The organism is Castellaniella sp. (genome assembly GCF_034674885.1).
Taxonomy (GTDB): domain Bacteria; phylum Pseudomonadota; class Gammaproteobacteria; order Burkholderiales; family Burkholderiaceae_B; genus Castellaniella.
On the sequence record NZ_JAUCDS010000030.1, the window covers coordinates 17,232 to 32,650 of the forward strand.

General features: G+C 66.0%; 15 protein-coding genes. 4 read left to right on the plus strand and 11 right to left on the minus strand.

Translation table 11 applies throughout. The annotated features are described in order from the left end of the window. Positions 1–33: 33 nt before the first annotated feature. From VDP74_RS13475 to ftsB, 4 genes are all read left to right on the plus strand, one after another. Entirely contained in the window at positions 34–1,692 is a 1,659-nt protein-coding gene (locus VDP74_RS13475; RefSeq protein WP_323000157.1) for a CTP synthase, read from the plus strand. Positions 1,693–1,696: 4 nt separating this feature from the next. Continuing rightward, the gene (kdsA, locus tag VDP74_RS13480) at positions 1,697–2,548 is read left to right on the plus strand and encodes a 3-deoxy-8-phosphooctulonate synthase (RefSeq protein ID WP_323000158.1); all 852 of its coding nucleotides are present in this window, start codon (positions 1,697–1,699) and stop codon (positions 2,546–2,548) included. A gap of 195 nt (positions 2,549–2,743) precedes the next feature. Beyond that, the gene (eno, locus tag VDP74_RS13485) at positions 2,744–4,030 is read left to right on the plus strand and encodes a phosphopyruvate hydratase (RefSeq protein WP_323000159.1); all 1,287 of its coding nucleotides are present in this window, start codon (positions 2,744–2,746) and stop codon (positions 4,028–4,030) included. Positions 4,031–4,039: 9 nt separating this feature from the next. Then, on the plus strand, positions 4,040–4,327 hold the full coding sequence (gene ftsB / locus VDP74_RS13490; protein ID WP_323000160.1) for a cell division protein FtsB: 288 nt from the start codon (positions 4,040–4,042) through the stop codon (positions 4,325–4,327). A 4-nt stretch (positions 4,328–4,331) separates the two neighbouring features. Here ftsB and VDP74_RS13495 read toward each other — a convergent pair whose 3' ends face one another. The 11 genes from VDP74_RS13495 to rpmG form a co-directional block, all read right to left on the minus strand. Next, entirely contained in the window at positions 4,332–5,252 is a 921-nt protein-coding gene (locus VDP74_RS13495; RefSeq protein WP_323000161.1) for a hypothetical protein, read from the minus strand. A gap of 282 nt (positions 5,253–5,534) precedes the next feature. Further along, positions 5,535–6,467 (minus strand): Hsp33 family molecular chaperone HslO, encoded by a 933-nt coding sequence (locus VDP74_RS13500; RefSeq protein ID WP_323000162.1) that lies wholly within the window; start codon positions 6,465–6,467, stop codon positions 5,535–5,537. Next, complete coding sequence (locus tag VDP74_RS13505) at positions 6,464–6,994, minus strand: RDD family protein (protein WP_323000171.1); 531 nt, start codon at positions 6,992–6,994, stop codon at positions 6,464–6,466. Before VDP74_RS13505 ends, VDP74_RS13500 begins: the two co-directional genes overlap by 4 nt. Before the next feature lie 140 nt (positions 6,995–7,134). Beyond that, entirely contained in the window at positions 7,135–7,323 is a 189-nt protein-coding gene (locus tag VDP74_RS13510; protein WP_323000163.1) for a hypothetical protein, read from the minus strand. A gap of 139 nt (positions 7,324–7,462) precedes the next feature. Then, positions 7,463–8,905, minus strand: coding sequence for a THUMP domain-containing class I SAM-dependent RNA methyltransferase (locus VDP74_RS13515; protein WP_323000164.1), 1,443 nt, complete (start codon positions 8,903–8,905; stop codon positions 7,463–7,465). 5 nt (positions 8,906–8,910) lie between these two features. Next, a complete protein-coding gene (locus VDP74_RS13520) occupies positions 8,911–9,327 on the minus strand; it encodes a CopD family protein (RefSeq protein ID WP_323000165.1) in 417 nt (138 codons plus the stop codon). Position 9,328: 1 nt separating this feature from the next. Further along, positions 9,329–10,597 (minus strand): glutamate-5-semialdehyde dehydrogenase, encoded by a 1,269-nt coding sequence (locus tag VDP74_RS13525; protein ID WP_416232995.1) that lies wholly within the window; start codon positions 10,595–10,597, stop codon positions 9,329–9,331. A gap of 25 nt (positions 10,598–10,622) precedes the next feature. Further along, positions 10,623–11,669: a DNA polymerase III subunit delta gene (gene holA / locus VDP74_RS13530; RefSeq protein WP_323000166.1), complete on the minus strand. Its 1,047-nt coding sequence runs from the start codon at positions 11,667–11,669 to the stop codon at positions 10,623–10,625. A 3-nt stretch (positions 11,670–11,672) separates the two neighbouring features. Beyond that, positions 11,673–12,305: an LPS assembly lipoprotein LptE gene (gene lptE, locus VDP74_RS13535; RefSeq protein WP_323000167.1), complete on the minus strand. Its 633-nt coding sequence runs from the start codon at positions 12,303–12,305 to the stop codon at positions 11,673–11,675. 5 nt (positions 12,306–12,310) lie between these two features. Then, the gene (gene leuS / locus VDP74_RS13540; protein ID WP_323000168.1) at positions 12,311–14,962 is read right to left on the minus strand and encodes a leucine--tRNA ligase; all 2,652 of its coding nucleotides are present in this window, start codon (positions 14,960–14,962) and stop codon (positions 12,311–12,313) included. Between the two features lie 296 nt (positions 14,963–15,258). After that, a partial coding sequence (gene rpmG / locus VDP74_RS13545; protein WP_416232996.1) for a 50S ribosomal protein L33 occupies positions 15,259–15,419 on the minus strand: 161 nt, incomplete at its 5' end.

Genomic DNA, 15,419 nt, shown 5'->3' on the forward strand with positions numbered 1-15,419 from the left:
CCGCTGCGCCCGTCCACACCGGGCTCCTATGAAATGACCAAATACGTATTCGTCACAGGGGGCGTTGTCTCCTCCCTGGGCAAAGGCATTGCTGCGGCCTCTCTGGCCGCGATCCTGGAATCCCGCGGGTTGCGGGTCACGATGCTGAAGCTGGATCCCTACATCAACGTGGATCCGGGCACCATGAGCCCCTTTCAGCATGGCGAGGTTTTCGTCACCGAAGACGGCGCCGAGACCGACCTGGATCTGGGCCACTACGAACGTTTCGTATCGGCCCGCATGCACAAGGTCAACAACTTCACGACCGGCCAGATCTACGAATCCGTGCTGCGCAAGGAACGGCGGGGCGATTACCTGGGCAAGACCGTGCAGGTCATTCCCCACATCACCAATGAAATCCAGGATTTCGTCGCCCGGGGCGCAAAGGCCGCCTACAACGGCCAGGCCGACGTGGCCATCGTGGAAATCGGCGGCACGGTGGGCGACATCGAATCGCTGCCCTTCCTGGAAGCCGCGCGCCAGATGAGCCTGCGCCTGGGCCGCAACCAGTGCGCCTTCGTGCACCTGACGCTGGTGCCCTACATCGCCTCGGCGGGCGAACTGAAGACCAAGCCCACCCAGCACTCGGTGCAGAAGCTGCGCGAAATCGGCATTTACCCCAACGCGCTGCTGTGCCGCGCCGATCGCCGCGTGCCGGACGACGAGCGGGCAAAGATCTCCCTGTTCTCCAATGTCCCCCTGGACGCAGTGATTTCAGTCTGGGACGCGGATTCCATCTACAAGATTCCGGCCATGTTGCACGAACAGGGCCTGGACAGCCTGGTGTGCGACGCGCTGGCCATCACGCCGCCGCCCGCCGACCTGACTGTCTGGGACCGCCTGGTGCGCGATCTGGAAAACCCCAGCGAAGCCATCACCATCGGCATGGTCGGCAAATACGTCGACCTGACCGAATCCTACAAATCCCTGTCCGAAGCCCTGGTGCACGCGGGCATCCATACGCATTCCCGTGTGCAGATCGAATACCTGGATTCCGAGGACATCGAAACCCGGGGCACCGGCTGCCTGGAGGGCCTGGATGCCATCCTGGTGCCGGGGGGGTTCGGCAAGCGCGGTACCGAAGGCAAGATCAGGGCCATCCAGTACGCCCGTGAAAACGGCATTCCCTATCTGGGCATCTGCCTGGGCATGCAACTGGCCGTGGTGGAATTCGCCCGCCACGTGGCGGGGCTGGGCGGGGCCAACAGCACGGAATTCGATCCCTCGGCCGCTCATCCGGTCGTGGCCCTGATCACCGAATGGCAGGACCGCGAGGGCAAGATCGAGAAACGCGACGCCGCGTCCGATCTGGGCGGCACCATGCGCAAGGGCGCGCAGCGCTGCCCGGTCAAGCCCGGCACCCGCGCCTTTGACATCTACGGGGCCGAGGTCAACGAACGCCACCGCCACCGCTACGAGGTCAACAACGTCTACGTGAATCGCCTGGAAGAGGCCGGCCTGGTCATCAGCGCCCGCACGCCCACGGAAAATCTGCCGGAAATCATGGAAATCCCCAGCCATCCCTGGTTCATGGGGGTCCAGTTCCACCCGGAATTCACGTCCACGCCGCGCGACGGCCATCCGCTGTTCACCAGCTACATCCAGGCGGCGCTGGCCTACCAGAAAAGCCGAGCCGACCTGAAAAAGGGGTAAAGCCATGCAACTGTGTCATTTCCAGGCGGGCCTGGATCAGCCGCTGTTTCTGATTGCGGGGCCCTGCGTGATCGAGTCGCGTGAACTGGCCTTCGAGACTGCCGGCATTCTGCAGGAAATGACGCGGGCGCTGGGCATTCCCTTCATCTACAAAAGCTCCTTCGACAAGGCCAACCGCAGTTCGGGGGCTTCGTTCCGGGGGCCCGGCATGGACGAGGGCCTGAAGATCCTGGAAGACGTGCGCAAACAGCTGGGCGTGCCGGTGCTGACCGACGTGCACGAAACCGGCCAGGCCCGCGAGGTCGCCGCAGTCGTCGATGTGCTGCAGACCCCCGCCTTCCTGTGCCGCCAGACCGATTTCATCCAGGCCTGCGCCGCGACGCTGAAGCCCGTCAACATCAAAAAGGGCCAATTCCTGGCGCCGGAAGACATGAAGCAGGTCGTGGCCAAGGCCCGGGATGCCGCCATCCAGGCCGGCGGCGATGGCCAGAACATCATGGTGTGCGAGCGCGGCGCGTCCTTTGGCTATCACAATCTGGTGTCGGACATGCGGTCCCTGGCCATCATGCGCGACACGCATTGCCCGGTGGTGTTCGACGCTACCCATTCGGTGCAGCTGCCCGGCGGCCAGGGCACCAGTTCGGGCGGCCAGCGCGAATTCGTCCCGGTGCTGGCACGCGCCGCCGTGGCGGTGGGCGTGGCCGGGATCTTCATGGAAACCCACCCGAATCCCGAGAAAGCCCTGTCCGATGGCCCCAACGCCGTGCCGCTGGGCAAGATGCGGGCGCTGCTGGACACCCTGGTAGCGTTGGACCGATGCGTCAAGCAGGATGGGGCGCTGAATCTGGCGCTGTAGCGTCCAGGGCGCCGTCGTTGGGTCATCTCCTGGGCACGTGGCGGATGCCCGGTCGTCACAGAGCATACTTCCAGTACGGGCCGCACGACCCACAGGCCCGGCGTTCCGAAGTAGACTGACCCCCGGGATCCCCCGCTACAATAGCGGGGTTTCATTTTTCACCCACCCACCCCAATCAGGCAGGACGGTCATACCATGAGTGCAATCGTAGACATCATCGGGCGCGAAATTCTGGATTCGCGCGGCAACCCCACCGTGGAATGCGACGTCTTGCTGGAATCCGGCGCCATGGGCCGAGCGGCCGTGCCGTCAGGGGCGTCGACCGGTTCGCGCGAGGCCATCGAGCTGCGCGACGGCGACAAATCCCGCTACCTGGGCAAGGGCGTGCTGCGGGCCGTGGAACACGTCAATACTGAAATTTCCGAAGCCCTGATGGGCCTGGACGCCCAGGAACAGACTTTCATCGACCGCACCCTGATCGACCTGGACGGCACCGACGACAAAAGCCGCCTGGGCGCCAACGCCATCCTGGCCGCCAGCATGGCCGTCGCCAAGGCCGCCGCCGACGATGCCGGCCTGTCGCTGTACCGTTATTTCGGCGGCAGCGGCCCCATGCAGATGCCGGTGCCCATGATGAACGTCATCAATGGCGGGGCGCATGCCAACAACACCCTGGATCTGCAGGAATTCATGATCCTGCCGGTGGGCGCTTCCAGCTTCCGCGAAGCCCTGCGCATGGGCGCGGAAGTCTTCCACGCCCTGAAGAAAATCATTGGCGGCCAGGGCATGTCCACGGCGGTTGGCGACGAGGGCGGCTTCGCGCCCAACGTCGCCAACCACGAAGCAGCCATCGAACTGATCCTGAAGGCCATCGGCGAAGCCGGCTACGAGGCCGGTTCCCAGATCGTGCTGGGCCTGGACTGCGCCAGTTCCGAGTTCTACCGCGACGGCAAATATCACCTGGCCGGCGAAGGCGGCATCGCCCTGAATTCCCAGGATTTCGCCAATCTGCTGGCCTCCTGGTGCGACAAATACCCGATCGTCTCGATTGAGGACGGCATGGCCGAGGACGACTGGGACGGCTGGCGCATCCTGACCGAACAACTGGGCCGCAAGGTCCAGCTGGTGGGCGACGACCTGTTCGTCACCAACACGAAGATCCTGAAGAAAGGCATCGAGCAGGGCATCGCCAATTCGATCCTGATCAAGATCAACCAGATCGGCACCCTGACCGAAACCTTCGCTGCCATCGAAATGGCCAAGCGCGCCGGCTACACCGCCGTGATCTCGCACCGTTCCGGCGAAACGGAAGACTCCACCATCGCCGACATCGCCGTGGCCACCAACGCCATGCAGATCAAGACCGGTTCGCTGTCGCGTTCCGACCGCATGGCCAAATACAACCAGCTGCTGCGCATCGAGGAAGAACTCGCCGAAGTCGCCGCCTATCCGGGCGTGTCGGCTTTCTACAATCTGCGCTGATCCACGGCCATGCGCCTGCTCAGCCTGGTCCTGCTGGCCCTGATGCTGGCCACCCAGTACCCCCTGTGGTGGGGCAAGGGCGGCTGGCTGAAACTCCAGGACCTGCAGGCGCAGGTGCGGCAGGAAACCGACGACAACCAGGCGCTGATGGCTCGCAACAATGCCTTGCAGGCCGAAGTCCAGGATCTGAAGACCGGGATTTCAGCCGTCGAGGAACGCGCGCGCGGCGAACTGAACATGATCCGCGAGGGCGAATACTTCGTCCAGATCCTGCCGCGTACGCCGGGCGGGCAATAGCGGTTCAGGGCGCGCAGGCTTCCGGCGCATCGAGATGCTCCCGGCTGGGTGCCTCTTGTCCCGGCGCCTCCATGGTTTCCGTCTTGATATCGGTCTCCGACGCATCGGGGCCCGCAGGGGGCGGTTGGCCTGCGCTGGGTCCTGTCCCGGCCGGGATGCTGCCCGGCGGCGCGGGGGCAGCACCCGTGCCTGCTTCGGGCCGGCCATCCGGCGCGCCGGGCGGGAGGGCCATCATTGCTTCTTCGTGGGTCACGCGCCCGTCTGGCAGGTCTGGCCAGGCGGCTGGGTGGGACTGCATGGCCAGGCGGATGCGGCGCCGAAAGGGCAGGTAGCCGCTTTCCATCATCCGCCGGCCGATGGGGTCGCCGTGCAACGGCGCCAGGGTCCGGACGACGGCGGCGACCCCGGGCGCCAGCGGGGCCTGCGGCCACCAGAGATCCATCAGCAGGGTATTGGCCTCGAAGATCGTCAATCCTGACCGAGGCCCGCGACCTTCGGGCCAGCCCTGCCCGACGCGGCGTGCATGTTGCGCGGCCTGGTAGTCGTTGCGGATCAGGGTCTGCGCGGGCGTGGGGCGCGGGTCGGGCAGGGCGGCATCGGCGTGATCCAGGAAGGCTGCAGGGGTGGGCTGGCGGATGCGAATCTGCCAGGGGATGCCCAAGGCGTGTCGGCGGGTCTGCAGCGCGCGGGCGTGCGCGGCGGGCTGGACGTAGATGGCGCGCAGGCCCTGCTCGAAGGCGTCGGCGATGGCCTGAGGGCTGGCCTGCCGGGTGGTTCCGGCGCGGGCGGCGTCCATCAGGGCCAGGCTCAGGGTCTGGCGCAGGCCCATCCAGTGCGCCAGTTCGACGCCCCCCAGACCCAGGCCCAGGACCGGGACGAGCGCTGCCAGGAACCCTGCCATGCCGGCGCCTCGCTGCGCGGCCATACGGCCTTGCATTGCCCGCCGCCGCTGCGTGGCATCCGCCGCCTGTCGTGTGGGCATCCGCCCGCATGTGGGCGTGCGGGCGTGGAGGGATGGCTGGGTGCTGTGGGACGGCATGGTCCGCCTCGTGTCTGCCGGGAGATTCAGGACAGTATGGCGGCACCCGGCCCGGGCGGGCAGTCTGGAAACTCCGCTGTGACAAAGGCAGAGTCAGGCCCTTGCAGGCCCGGTTTCGGTGCAGGGTATCGCGTGGCGGCCCGGGCTCGCGGGCCGCGCGCGGTGGTGTCAGTGGATGGAATCCGATCCCGGCGCAGTCTGCTGCCCGGCGGTGTCCAGAAACAGGCCTGTGCAATCCACTGCGTCGAAGTCGTAGGGTTTGCCACAGAAATTGCAGGTGATGTGCACGTGCCCTTGTTCGGTCAGGATGGATTCGATTTCAGGCTGCCCCAGGTTGCGCAGCATGTCGGCCACGCGCTGCCGGGTGCAGGGGCAGTGCCAGCGGACTGCTTGCTCGGGAAAGGCGATCAGGTCGTCCTCCCAGAACAGTTTGTGGATCAGCGCATCGGGGGCGTTCGCCAGCAGTTCTGCGGGCTTGAGGGTGTCGGCCAGCGCCTGGCAGTGCGTCCAGGAGGCTTCTGTCGTCTCGGCCGGGATCGGGGTGCCGTCTGCGGCCGTGCTGCCGGGCATGCGTTGCAACAGCAGCCCCGCGCAGTGGTGGGCGTCAGCGGCCAGCCACAGCCGGGTGTCCAGCTGTTCGGAATGCTTCATGTAGTATTCCAGCGCGGCGGCGACGGTATCGCCTTCCAGGGGGACAATGCCCTGGTAGGCGGTGGCGCCATCCTGGCGCCCGGCCGGGTCCAGCATCACGGTGAACCGTCCCTGGCCGTCGGCGTTCAGCAGGGACTGCAGTGTGGCGGTGTCGGGGATGGTGGCGGATTCCCGCAGATGCGCCGTGGCGCGCAGTTCCAGCGCAGCGGTGCATTCAACCATGACCAGCCGCACGGGGCCGTTGCCTTGCAGTTGCAGCACGACGGAACCATCGAACTTGATGTTGCTGGCCAGCAGGACGGCAGCTGCCGCCAGCTCGCCCAGCAGGCCGACGATCGGCGCAGGCAGGTCCTGGTGGGCCAGGCCGGTCTGCCAGGCCTGTTCCAGGCGCAGGACCTGGATGCGGGTGCTGTGATCAGCGGTCAGGTATTTCTTCAGGAGATCGCTCATGCGGGCTGTCTCAGGTCGTGCAGTTCGGTGCCCAGCAGGCGGTCGTGCAGGAATTGCTTGTGCGGGTCGAACCAGGTCCAGATGAAAATCGAAAAAGGCGCGGCCACGATCAGCAGGTCCAGCGAAGGCCAGCCCATGGCGCGGGACAGAGCGCCAATCAGCAGCGCCGTCAGCAGCGGCAGCGGCCACAGCAGCACATAACGAACCACCATCCGGGAACCGCGCAGCGGCTGGCCGCCCCGGTCGGTCAGGCGAATGTTCCAGGTCTTCATGGGCAGAGTCTGGCCGCCTCGCCGCCAGCAGGCCAGGAAATACACCCCCATGGCCAGGAACAGGAATACCTGGCGGGAATGACGCAGCATCAGCCCGCTGCGGCTTTGCGTCAGCGTGTCGAACAGATACCCTGCCAGAAAGATGACGCCAAACAGCAGCACGCCTTCGTACATCATGCAGGCGAAGCGGCGCAGACGGGAAGGGGCGATGGGCGGGGTGGAAGGCAATTCGGATTGAGCGATGGTGGCAGGCATGGTGGCGGGCGATCGAAAAAGCACGCCATTATCCCATGTCACGGCCCGGGGTGCCGGAGGCCAGTCCCCGGATTGCACGCAAGACAAAGGCCGCCTGAATCAGGCGGCCTTGCGGTAAAACCCTGAGCCTGATCAGGCGATCAGTGGGCGGTGCGCACCGAGTGATGCACGCGGCCTTCCGGGGTCTTGAAGAAGCTGGCCACTTTTTGGAACATCTGCTTCAAGGCGCGATCCAGGGCGTATTCCTGTTGCGCTTCGATGGCTTCGGCCAGCAGTTGGCGTTCCAGAGCGTCAGTCAGGCGGATATCGACATTGTGCAGGTTTTTCATGGCAGGCCTCTTGGCGTGGTAAAGAGCGTTTCGCTCGGGTTAACCCTATTATAGGGTTTTCCCTAGTCAAAAAGCAAGCATGAATCCGGGCCAGTCAAAAGGGCTGTTGTAAAAAGACGATTCCGCCCGTCACGAGACGCTAGCGGTTGCGGTAGCCGGCCGACACCAGTTCGAACTGGAACAGGCGGCAGTCCAGCGCGCCATTGTGCAGCGGGTAGCGCCGCCGGGCTTTCAGCCGCAGCTGGCTGGGCAGTTCCAGGTCGCTGGTGATGATGTTCAGCTGCCAACCGCCGTACTGTTGTTTCAGCTGGGTCGCCCATTGTGGCCACAGATCGGCATCGTGGTCGCCCAGCCGCTCGCCGTAGGGCGGGTTGGTGACGATCCAGCCGGCTTCGGCAGGGGGCGGCAGCTGGCGGGCGTCGCAGACTTCAAAGCGGATGCTGTCCGGGCTCAGGTGTGCGCGGTCGATGTTGGCGCGTGCCGCCTCGATGGCGGCGGCGTTGATGTCGCTGCCCACCAGGGGCTGATCCAGCCGGGGGGCGATATGGGCGCGCGCGTCTTCCTTCAGGTGGCGCCAGAGCCGCGCATCGTGCGGGCGCAGACGCTCGAAGCCGAAAGGCCGCCAGATGCCGGGGGGCACGCCCAGGGCGATCCAGGCAGCTTCGATCAGGATGGTGCCGCTGCCGCAGAAGGGATCCAGCAGCGGCGCATCGGGCGTCCATCCCGACAGCGCCAGCAGGCCGGCCGCCAGGTTCTCGCGCAAGGGGGCCTCGCCCTTGTCCAGCCTCCAGCCGCGCTTGAACAGCGATTCGCCGGACACGTCCAGGTACAGGGTCGCCTGCCGTTCGTCCAGGAACAGATGGACGCGGGCGTCGGGCCGCACCGTATCGATGTCGGGGCGGGCGCCTTCGCGTTCGCGCAGCCGGTCGCAGATGCCGTCCTTGGCTCGCAGATTGCAGTACTGCAGGCTGCGCATGGGGCTGTGGATGGCCGAGGTGTCGACACGCAGGGAGTGGTCCGGTCCGAACCAGCGTTCCCATTCGGTCTGACGGGCCAGTGCCAGGATGTCGTCTTCCGTGTGCACGTTGGCCTGTGCGACCTGTACCAGGATGCGGGTTGCCAGCCGGGAATACAGGTTCGCCTTCAGCACGCCTGTCCAGTCTGCCTGGAAATGGCAACCGGCGCGACCTTCCGCGACGCCTTCGTAGCCCAGGGCCTGCAGTTCCAGGGACAGGGCTTCTTCCAGCCCGTGCGGGCAGGGGGCGAAGATCTGGAAGGTTTCCGCCATGCGCGGCTCTCTGGGGGCGCGCGCGCGTCGCGGTCGATCGCCCGCCGCCGCCCCGTTTCGTTCGTCGCGTGTCGCGCGTCGGTCGCCGGGCGCACGGCTGGTGGCTCGTGCAGCCGGCGCATCGGGGGCTGGCGCATCGTCTCGAACCTGCTGTGCACGTTCCTGGATGGCCGCCTGGCGGGCGCGGGCGCCGGATCGCTTGCGTCGTTCGCCGTCGGGGCCGGTATCGGTGGATCGGGCGGCGCCGGTTTTGGGCTTCAGGCTCAGGGTCTTGCGGGAGGTGGAATCGTTCATGATGTTCAAAAGGGTTTGACGACCACCAGGATCAGGATCAGCAGCAACAGCAGCACCGGGATTTCGTTGAACCAGCGGAAATACCGGTGGCTGTGGCGGTTGGTGCCTGCCGTGAAGGCCCGCAGGTGGTGCCGGCAGGCCAGGTGAAAGATCGCCAGGCCCAGTACGCCGGTCAGCTTGGCGTGCATCCAGCCCTGTCCCTGGCCGATGCCGTAGCCCAGCCACAGGATGATGCCCAGGACCAGAGCCAGCACGCCCAGCGGCGTCATGAAGCGGTACAGGCGCCCGGCCATGCCCAGCAGCGTGGCGCGGGCGGCTGGATCATCGGTCTGCGCCAGGTTGACGTAGATGCGCGGCAGGTAGAACAGGCCCGCGAACCAGGATATGACGAACAGGATGTGAAAGGTCTTGACCCACAGCATCTCAGCCCCGCAGCTGGCCTTCGCCGGTCAGTACCCATTTCTGGATGGTCAGGCCTTCCAGGCCGACGGGGCCCCGGGCATGCAGGCGGTTGGTCGAGATGCCGATCTCCGCACCCAGGCCGTATTCATAGCCGTCGGAAAAGCAGGTCGGCAGATTGACGTAGACGGAACTGGAATCAACTTCGCGCTGGAAGCGCTGGGCGGCGCCCAGGTCTTCGGTCACGATGGATTCCGTGTGTTCGGAGCTGTAGCGGGCGATGTGGTCCATGGCCTGGTCCAGGGAGTCAACCACGCGCACCGCCAGGATGGGGGCCAGGTATTCCGTGGCCCAGTCTTCTTCGGTGGCCGGGACGGACTCGGGCATCAGGGCGGCGGCGCGGGGGCAGGCCCGCAGTTCCACGCCCAGTTCGGCGAAGCGGGAGGCGGCGCGGGGCAGCCATGACGCGGCGATATCGGCGTGCACCAGCAGGGTCTCCATGGCGCCGCAGATGCCGTAGCGATAGGTCTTGGCGTTGATGGCGATGTCCAGGGCGCGGTCCGGGGCGGCGGCGCGGTCCACGTACAGATGGCAGTTGCCCTCCAGGTGCTTGATCAGCGGCACGCGGGATTCAGCCGCCAGCCGGGCGATCAGGCCTTTGCCGCCACGCGGGATGATGACGTCGATGTAGTCGGTCAGCGTCACCATTTCACCCACGGCGGCGCGGTCGGTGGTGTCCACCACCTGCACGGCTTCGGGGGGCAGGCCGGCGGCCTGCAGGCCGGCCTGGATGATGCGGCCCAGGGCCTGGTTCGAATGAAAGGCCTCGCTGCCACCGCGCAGAATGGTGGCGTTGCCGGATTTCAGGCACAGTGCGGCGGCGTCGATGGTGACGTTGGGCCGGGATTCGTAGATGATGCCGATGACGCCCAGCGGCACCCGCATGCGGGCCACCCGCATGCCGTTGGGGCGTATCACGGTCTCGCTCAGGCCGCCGATGGGGTCGGGCATGGCGGCGATTTGCGCCAGGCCGGCCGCCATGGTGTCCAGGGCCTTGTCCGACAGGCGCAGGCGATCCATCAGCGGCGCTTCCAGGCCGCGCTGGGCGGCGGCTTGCAGGTCGCGCCCGTTTTCCGCCTGCAGCCAGTCGCGGCGGCTTTGCAGTTGGTCTGCCATGGCCAGCAGGGCGGCGGATTTGGCCGCGCCGGAGGCGGTGCGCATCTGCCGGGCGGCCTGGCGGGCCTGACGACCCAGGGTTTCGAGTATGGACAAGGCGGGTTGGGGTGCGTTCATGGCGGTTCAGTCAAAAATTCGCGGATCAGGGGCGACGGGTGCCGGCGCTGGCGACGCGCAGGACCAGTCGCGCCAGTTCGTCCCAGGGGTCCTGCAGCCGGCCGGGAACCGGGATGCCTTTGATCAGCCGGTCGACTTCGTGGGCATGGCGCAGGGCCGGCGGCCAGGCGCGGGCCGGTACCCGCTGCAGCGCCTGGCGGACCAGCCGTTCGCGCGGGCCGAAAATGCGGTAGGCCCGCAAGGCGCCATCGGGGTTGGCGTCTGCGCTGACGCGAGTCAGGATGCGGATTTCCTCGCCGACGGCCCACAGCACCAGCGGCAGAGCCTCGCCCTCGGCCCGCAGGCCGCTTAGTACCGTCAATGCGCGGTCGGCCTGACCGGCCAGCATGGCATCGCGCAGGTCATAGAGATTGTAGCGGGCTACGTTCAGTACCGCAGCCTGCACCTGGTCCAGCGTCAGGGTGCCGGCCGGGTGGAGCAGCGCGAGCTTCTGGATTTCCTGGTGGGCCGCCAGCAGGTTGCCTTCGACCTTGTCGCTGAGCCAGGCCAGGGTGTCGGCGTCCGCCGTGTGGTCCTGGCGGGCCAGGCGCCCGGCAATCCACTGGGGCAGGCTGGCGCGCGGAATGGTCGGCACGTCGATCCAGGTCGCCTGTTTCTTCAGAGCCTGGACCCATTTGGCCTTTTGTGTCGTCCAGTCCAGCGCCGGCAGGCGGATCAGGATGCGGACGTCGGGCAGCTGGCCTTGCGCGGCCATGTCGGCCAGCGTCTGCAGGGTGTCGGCGCCGGTCTTGCCGGGCTTGCCGGTGGGCAGGCTGACCTCGACCATGCGCAGGTCGCCGAACAGGGATGTGTTGCGGGCCGCCATCAGCGCGGTGCTCCAGTCGCTGCGGGCGTCCAGCACCAGGTGCGTGCGCTCGCTGCAACCCAGCCGGGTGGCGGCGGCGCGGTAGGCATCGGCCGCTTCCGTGATCAGCAGGATCTCATCGCCCGACAGGACGGTGCACGGCGGCAGGTCGCGCCCGGACGCGAACTGTGCAATGAGCTGATCGGCGTCGGGCGTGCGGCTGGACATGGATCAGTAGGGCATGCCGCCAGGGTTGCCCGGGCTGCCTGGCCGATAATTCTGGTCGTTGCGCTGGATGCTGTTGTCGGGGATCGAGACGATCGGCCGGTCCCCCGCATCGCGGTAGGCATTCTGTACGTCGGGCGCGCTGATGCGGCGCAGGATCTGATCGATCAGGCTGTCGCGCATGTCTCTGAAGGTGCGCGTGATCTCGCTTTCCTTGGCCTGGACGATGCGGTCGTTGTAGGGCAGTTCGCGCACGCTGTGCAGCGTGGTCGGGGCCAGCAGGACGTGGCCGGCCTTGTCCAGCAACTGAAAGGTAAAGTCCAGATTCAGTTCGTATTCCTCGACCCGGCCCTCGGCATCGATCGACAGCTGGCGCAGGTTCTGGCTTTCCGACATCTGGTGCAGGTAGACATCGGCCTGCGCGCGGTCACGCGTGAAGCGCGTATCGGGCGAGTTGGCCAGAATCGTGCGCTGCAGCCGGGCGCCGAATGCGGAATCCAGGTCCACGTTGGTGTAGATGCTGTGGAAGGGCAGCGGCGTGGCGCCCTTCAGGTGAAAGCCGCAGGCGCCCAGCGCCAGCAGGCAGGCCAGGCCCAGCATCAGGCGCAGGCGGCGGGCGTAGGCAGAGAAGAGGGCCATGGCGTTTATCCGACGACGTTGACCAGGCGGCCGGGGACGACCACCACGCGTTTGGGGTCGCGGCCTTCCAGGAAGCGTTCCACGGCTTCGTGGACGCGCGCCAGGGCCTCGATGGCAGCCTTGTCGGCATCCTGGGGCACGCTGAGCTGTCCGCGAACCTTGCCGTTGACCTGCAGCACCAGTTCGACCGTATCGGCCCGCAGGGCGGCGTCGTCGACGGCGGGCCAGGGGGCGTCCAGCAGATCGCCCTGAACGTCGGCGAAGCCCAGGTCGCGCCACAGCTGCCAGGTGATGTGCGGCACCACCGGGTACAGCACGCGCAGCAGAATGGACGTGGTTTCCGCCAGTGCGGCGCCGCCCACCCCCGCCTGAGCGGCGGATTCCAGGGTGTTGAGCATCTTCATGGCGGTGGACACCACGGTGTTGTACTGGATGCGCTGGTAATCGTAGTCGGCCTGCTTCAGCAGTCCGTGGATGGCACGCCGCAGCGCGGCGGCATCGTCGTTCAGGCCGGACCAGTCTGCAGACGAAGCCAGTTGGCCGCGCAGGGCGTCCTGATGCGATTGGCAGAAGGCCCACAGGCGGCGCAGAAAGCGGTTGGCGCCATCGACCCCGGAATCCGACCATTCCAGGGTCTGTTCCGGCGGGCTGGCGAACATGACGAACAGGCGGGCGGTGTCCGCCCCCAGGCCGTCGATCAGGGATTGGGGGTCGACGCCGTTGTTCTTGGACTTGGACATGGTGCCGATGCCGCCGTAGTCGATGGTCGAGCCATCGGATTTCAGGCGGGCGCCGGTGATGGCGCCTTTGTCGTCGGTGATGTTCTCGACCTGATCGGGCCAGAAGTATTCAATGCCGCCGCGTTCGTTCTTGCGCGAATAGATGTGGTTGAGCACCATGCCCTGGCACAGCAGTTTCGTGAAGGGTTCCGAGAATTTCAGCATGCCCAGGTCGCGCATGACCCGCGTCCAGAACCGCGCATACAGCAGGTGCAGCACGGCGTGCTCGATGCCGCCGATGTACTGGTCCATCGGCATCCAGTAGTCGTTGCGGGCGTCCACCATGGCCTGGTCGTTGCCCGGCGAGGTGTAGCGCATGAAATACCAGGACGAATCGATGAAGGTGTCCATGGTGTCGGTTTCGCGCCGTGCGGGCTTGCCGCAGGACGGGCAGTGGCACGACAGAAAGCCTTCGTGTTTGGCCAGCGGATTGCCGCTGCCGTCGGGCACCAGGTCTTCGGGCAGGATCACGGGCAGGTCTTTTTCGGGGACCGGCACGGGGCCGCAGTCGGCGCAATGAATGATGGGGATGGGGGTGCCCCAGTAGCGCTGGCGGGAAATGCCCCAGTCGCGCAGACGCCAGGTGGTGCGCAGTTCGCCCAGCCCCATGGCGGCAAGATCGGCCGCGACTGCCTGGATGGCCTGCGCCGTGGTCAGGCCGTCGAATTTTCCGGAATTGATCGTGTGACCGATCTGTTTGTCGCCATACCAGTCCTGCCAGGCCGTGTCGGACCAGGTCTGGCCCTGGGCATCGATCACCTGGTGGATGGGCAGGCCGTATTTGCGGGCGAAGGCGAAATCGCGCTCGTCGTGGGCGGGCACGCCCATGACGGCGCCGTCGCCGTAGCTCATCAGCACGTAGTTGCCGACCCAGACGGGAACAGGTTCGCCCGTCAGCGGGTGGGTGACGTACAGGCCCGTGGGCAGGCCTTCTTTTTCACGGGTGGCCAGTTCGGCTTCGGTGGTACCGCCCTGGCGGCAGGTTTCGATGAAGGCGGTCAGTTCGGGATTGCCCTGGGCGGCGCGGGTGGCCAGCGGGTGTTCCGGGGCCACCGCGCAGAACGTGACACCCATGATGGTGTCGGCGCGGGTGGTGAAGACGTGCAGCAGGCCGTCCTGGATCAGCACGCCATTGTCGTCGCGGATGTCGTGTCGGAAGGCAAAGCGCAGGCCTTCGCTGCGGCCGATCCAGTTTTCCTGCATCAGGCGCACGCGTTCGGGCCAGCCGGGCAGGCCGTCTTCCAGAGTGTCCAGCAGTTCGTCCGCGTAGTCGGTGATGCGCAGGTAGTAGCCGGGGATCTCGCGTTTCTCGACCGGGGCGCCCGAGCGCCAGCCGCGTCCGTCGATGACCTGTTCATTGGCCAGCACGGTCTGGTCGACCGGGTCCCAGTTGACCACCTGGGTCTTGCGGTACGCGATGCCCTTTTCCAGCATCTTCAGGAACAGCCACTGGTTCCATTTGTAGTACGACGGGTCGCAGGCGCACATTTCGCGCGACCAGTCGATGGCCAGCCCCATCGCCTGCATCTGCTTTTTCATGTAGGCGATGTTGTCGTAGGTCCATTTGGCGGGCGGCACGCCGGATTTCATGGCGGCGTTTTCCGCCGGCATGCCAAAGGCGTCCCAGCCCATGGGCATCAGCACGTTGTACCCGCGCATGCGCAGCTGACGGGTCATCATGTCGTTGATGGTGTAGTTGCGCACGTGGCCCATGTGCAGTTTGCCGCTGGGGTAGGGCAACATCGAGCAGGCGTAGAACTTGGGTTTGGGTGAGCCGTCCGCGTTGGCGGCGTGTTCGGTGACGCGATAGACGTCGCCTTCGCGCCAATGGGCCTGGGCTTCGGATTCGACCTGGTTCGGGATGTAGCGTTCCTGCATGGATCTGTCTGGGTGATTGATATTGGAAAGGGCCAGCCGGACATTATAGGATGCAAATTGCGACTACCAGGCCCGAACTGCTGCGACGCTGCCCGATGACATCGGGCCGATGATCGCCTGGCTGCTGGATCCGGCCCATCGCTGGGTGACGGCCCAGCGCATCGAGGCTTCGGGCGGGCAGAGCATCCGAGGCGTGATTGTGATCTGCCCCAGCGGATGGGGCAGATAAAAAAATCCCCGCTCGAAGGCGGGGATTTCTGGAAACCGGTGAGACGGTCCGGGAGAGGCGCCCCGGATTATTTCAGCTTGGTTTCCTTGTATTCGACGTGCTTGCGCGCGACCGGATCAAATTTCTTGATCAGCATCTTTTCCGGCATGTTGCGCTTGTTTTTGGTGGTCGTATAGAAATGACCCGTGCCAGCCGTGGATTCCAGCTTGATTTTTTCGCGGATACCTT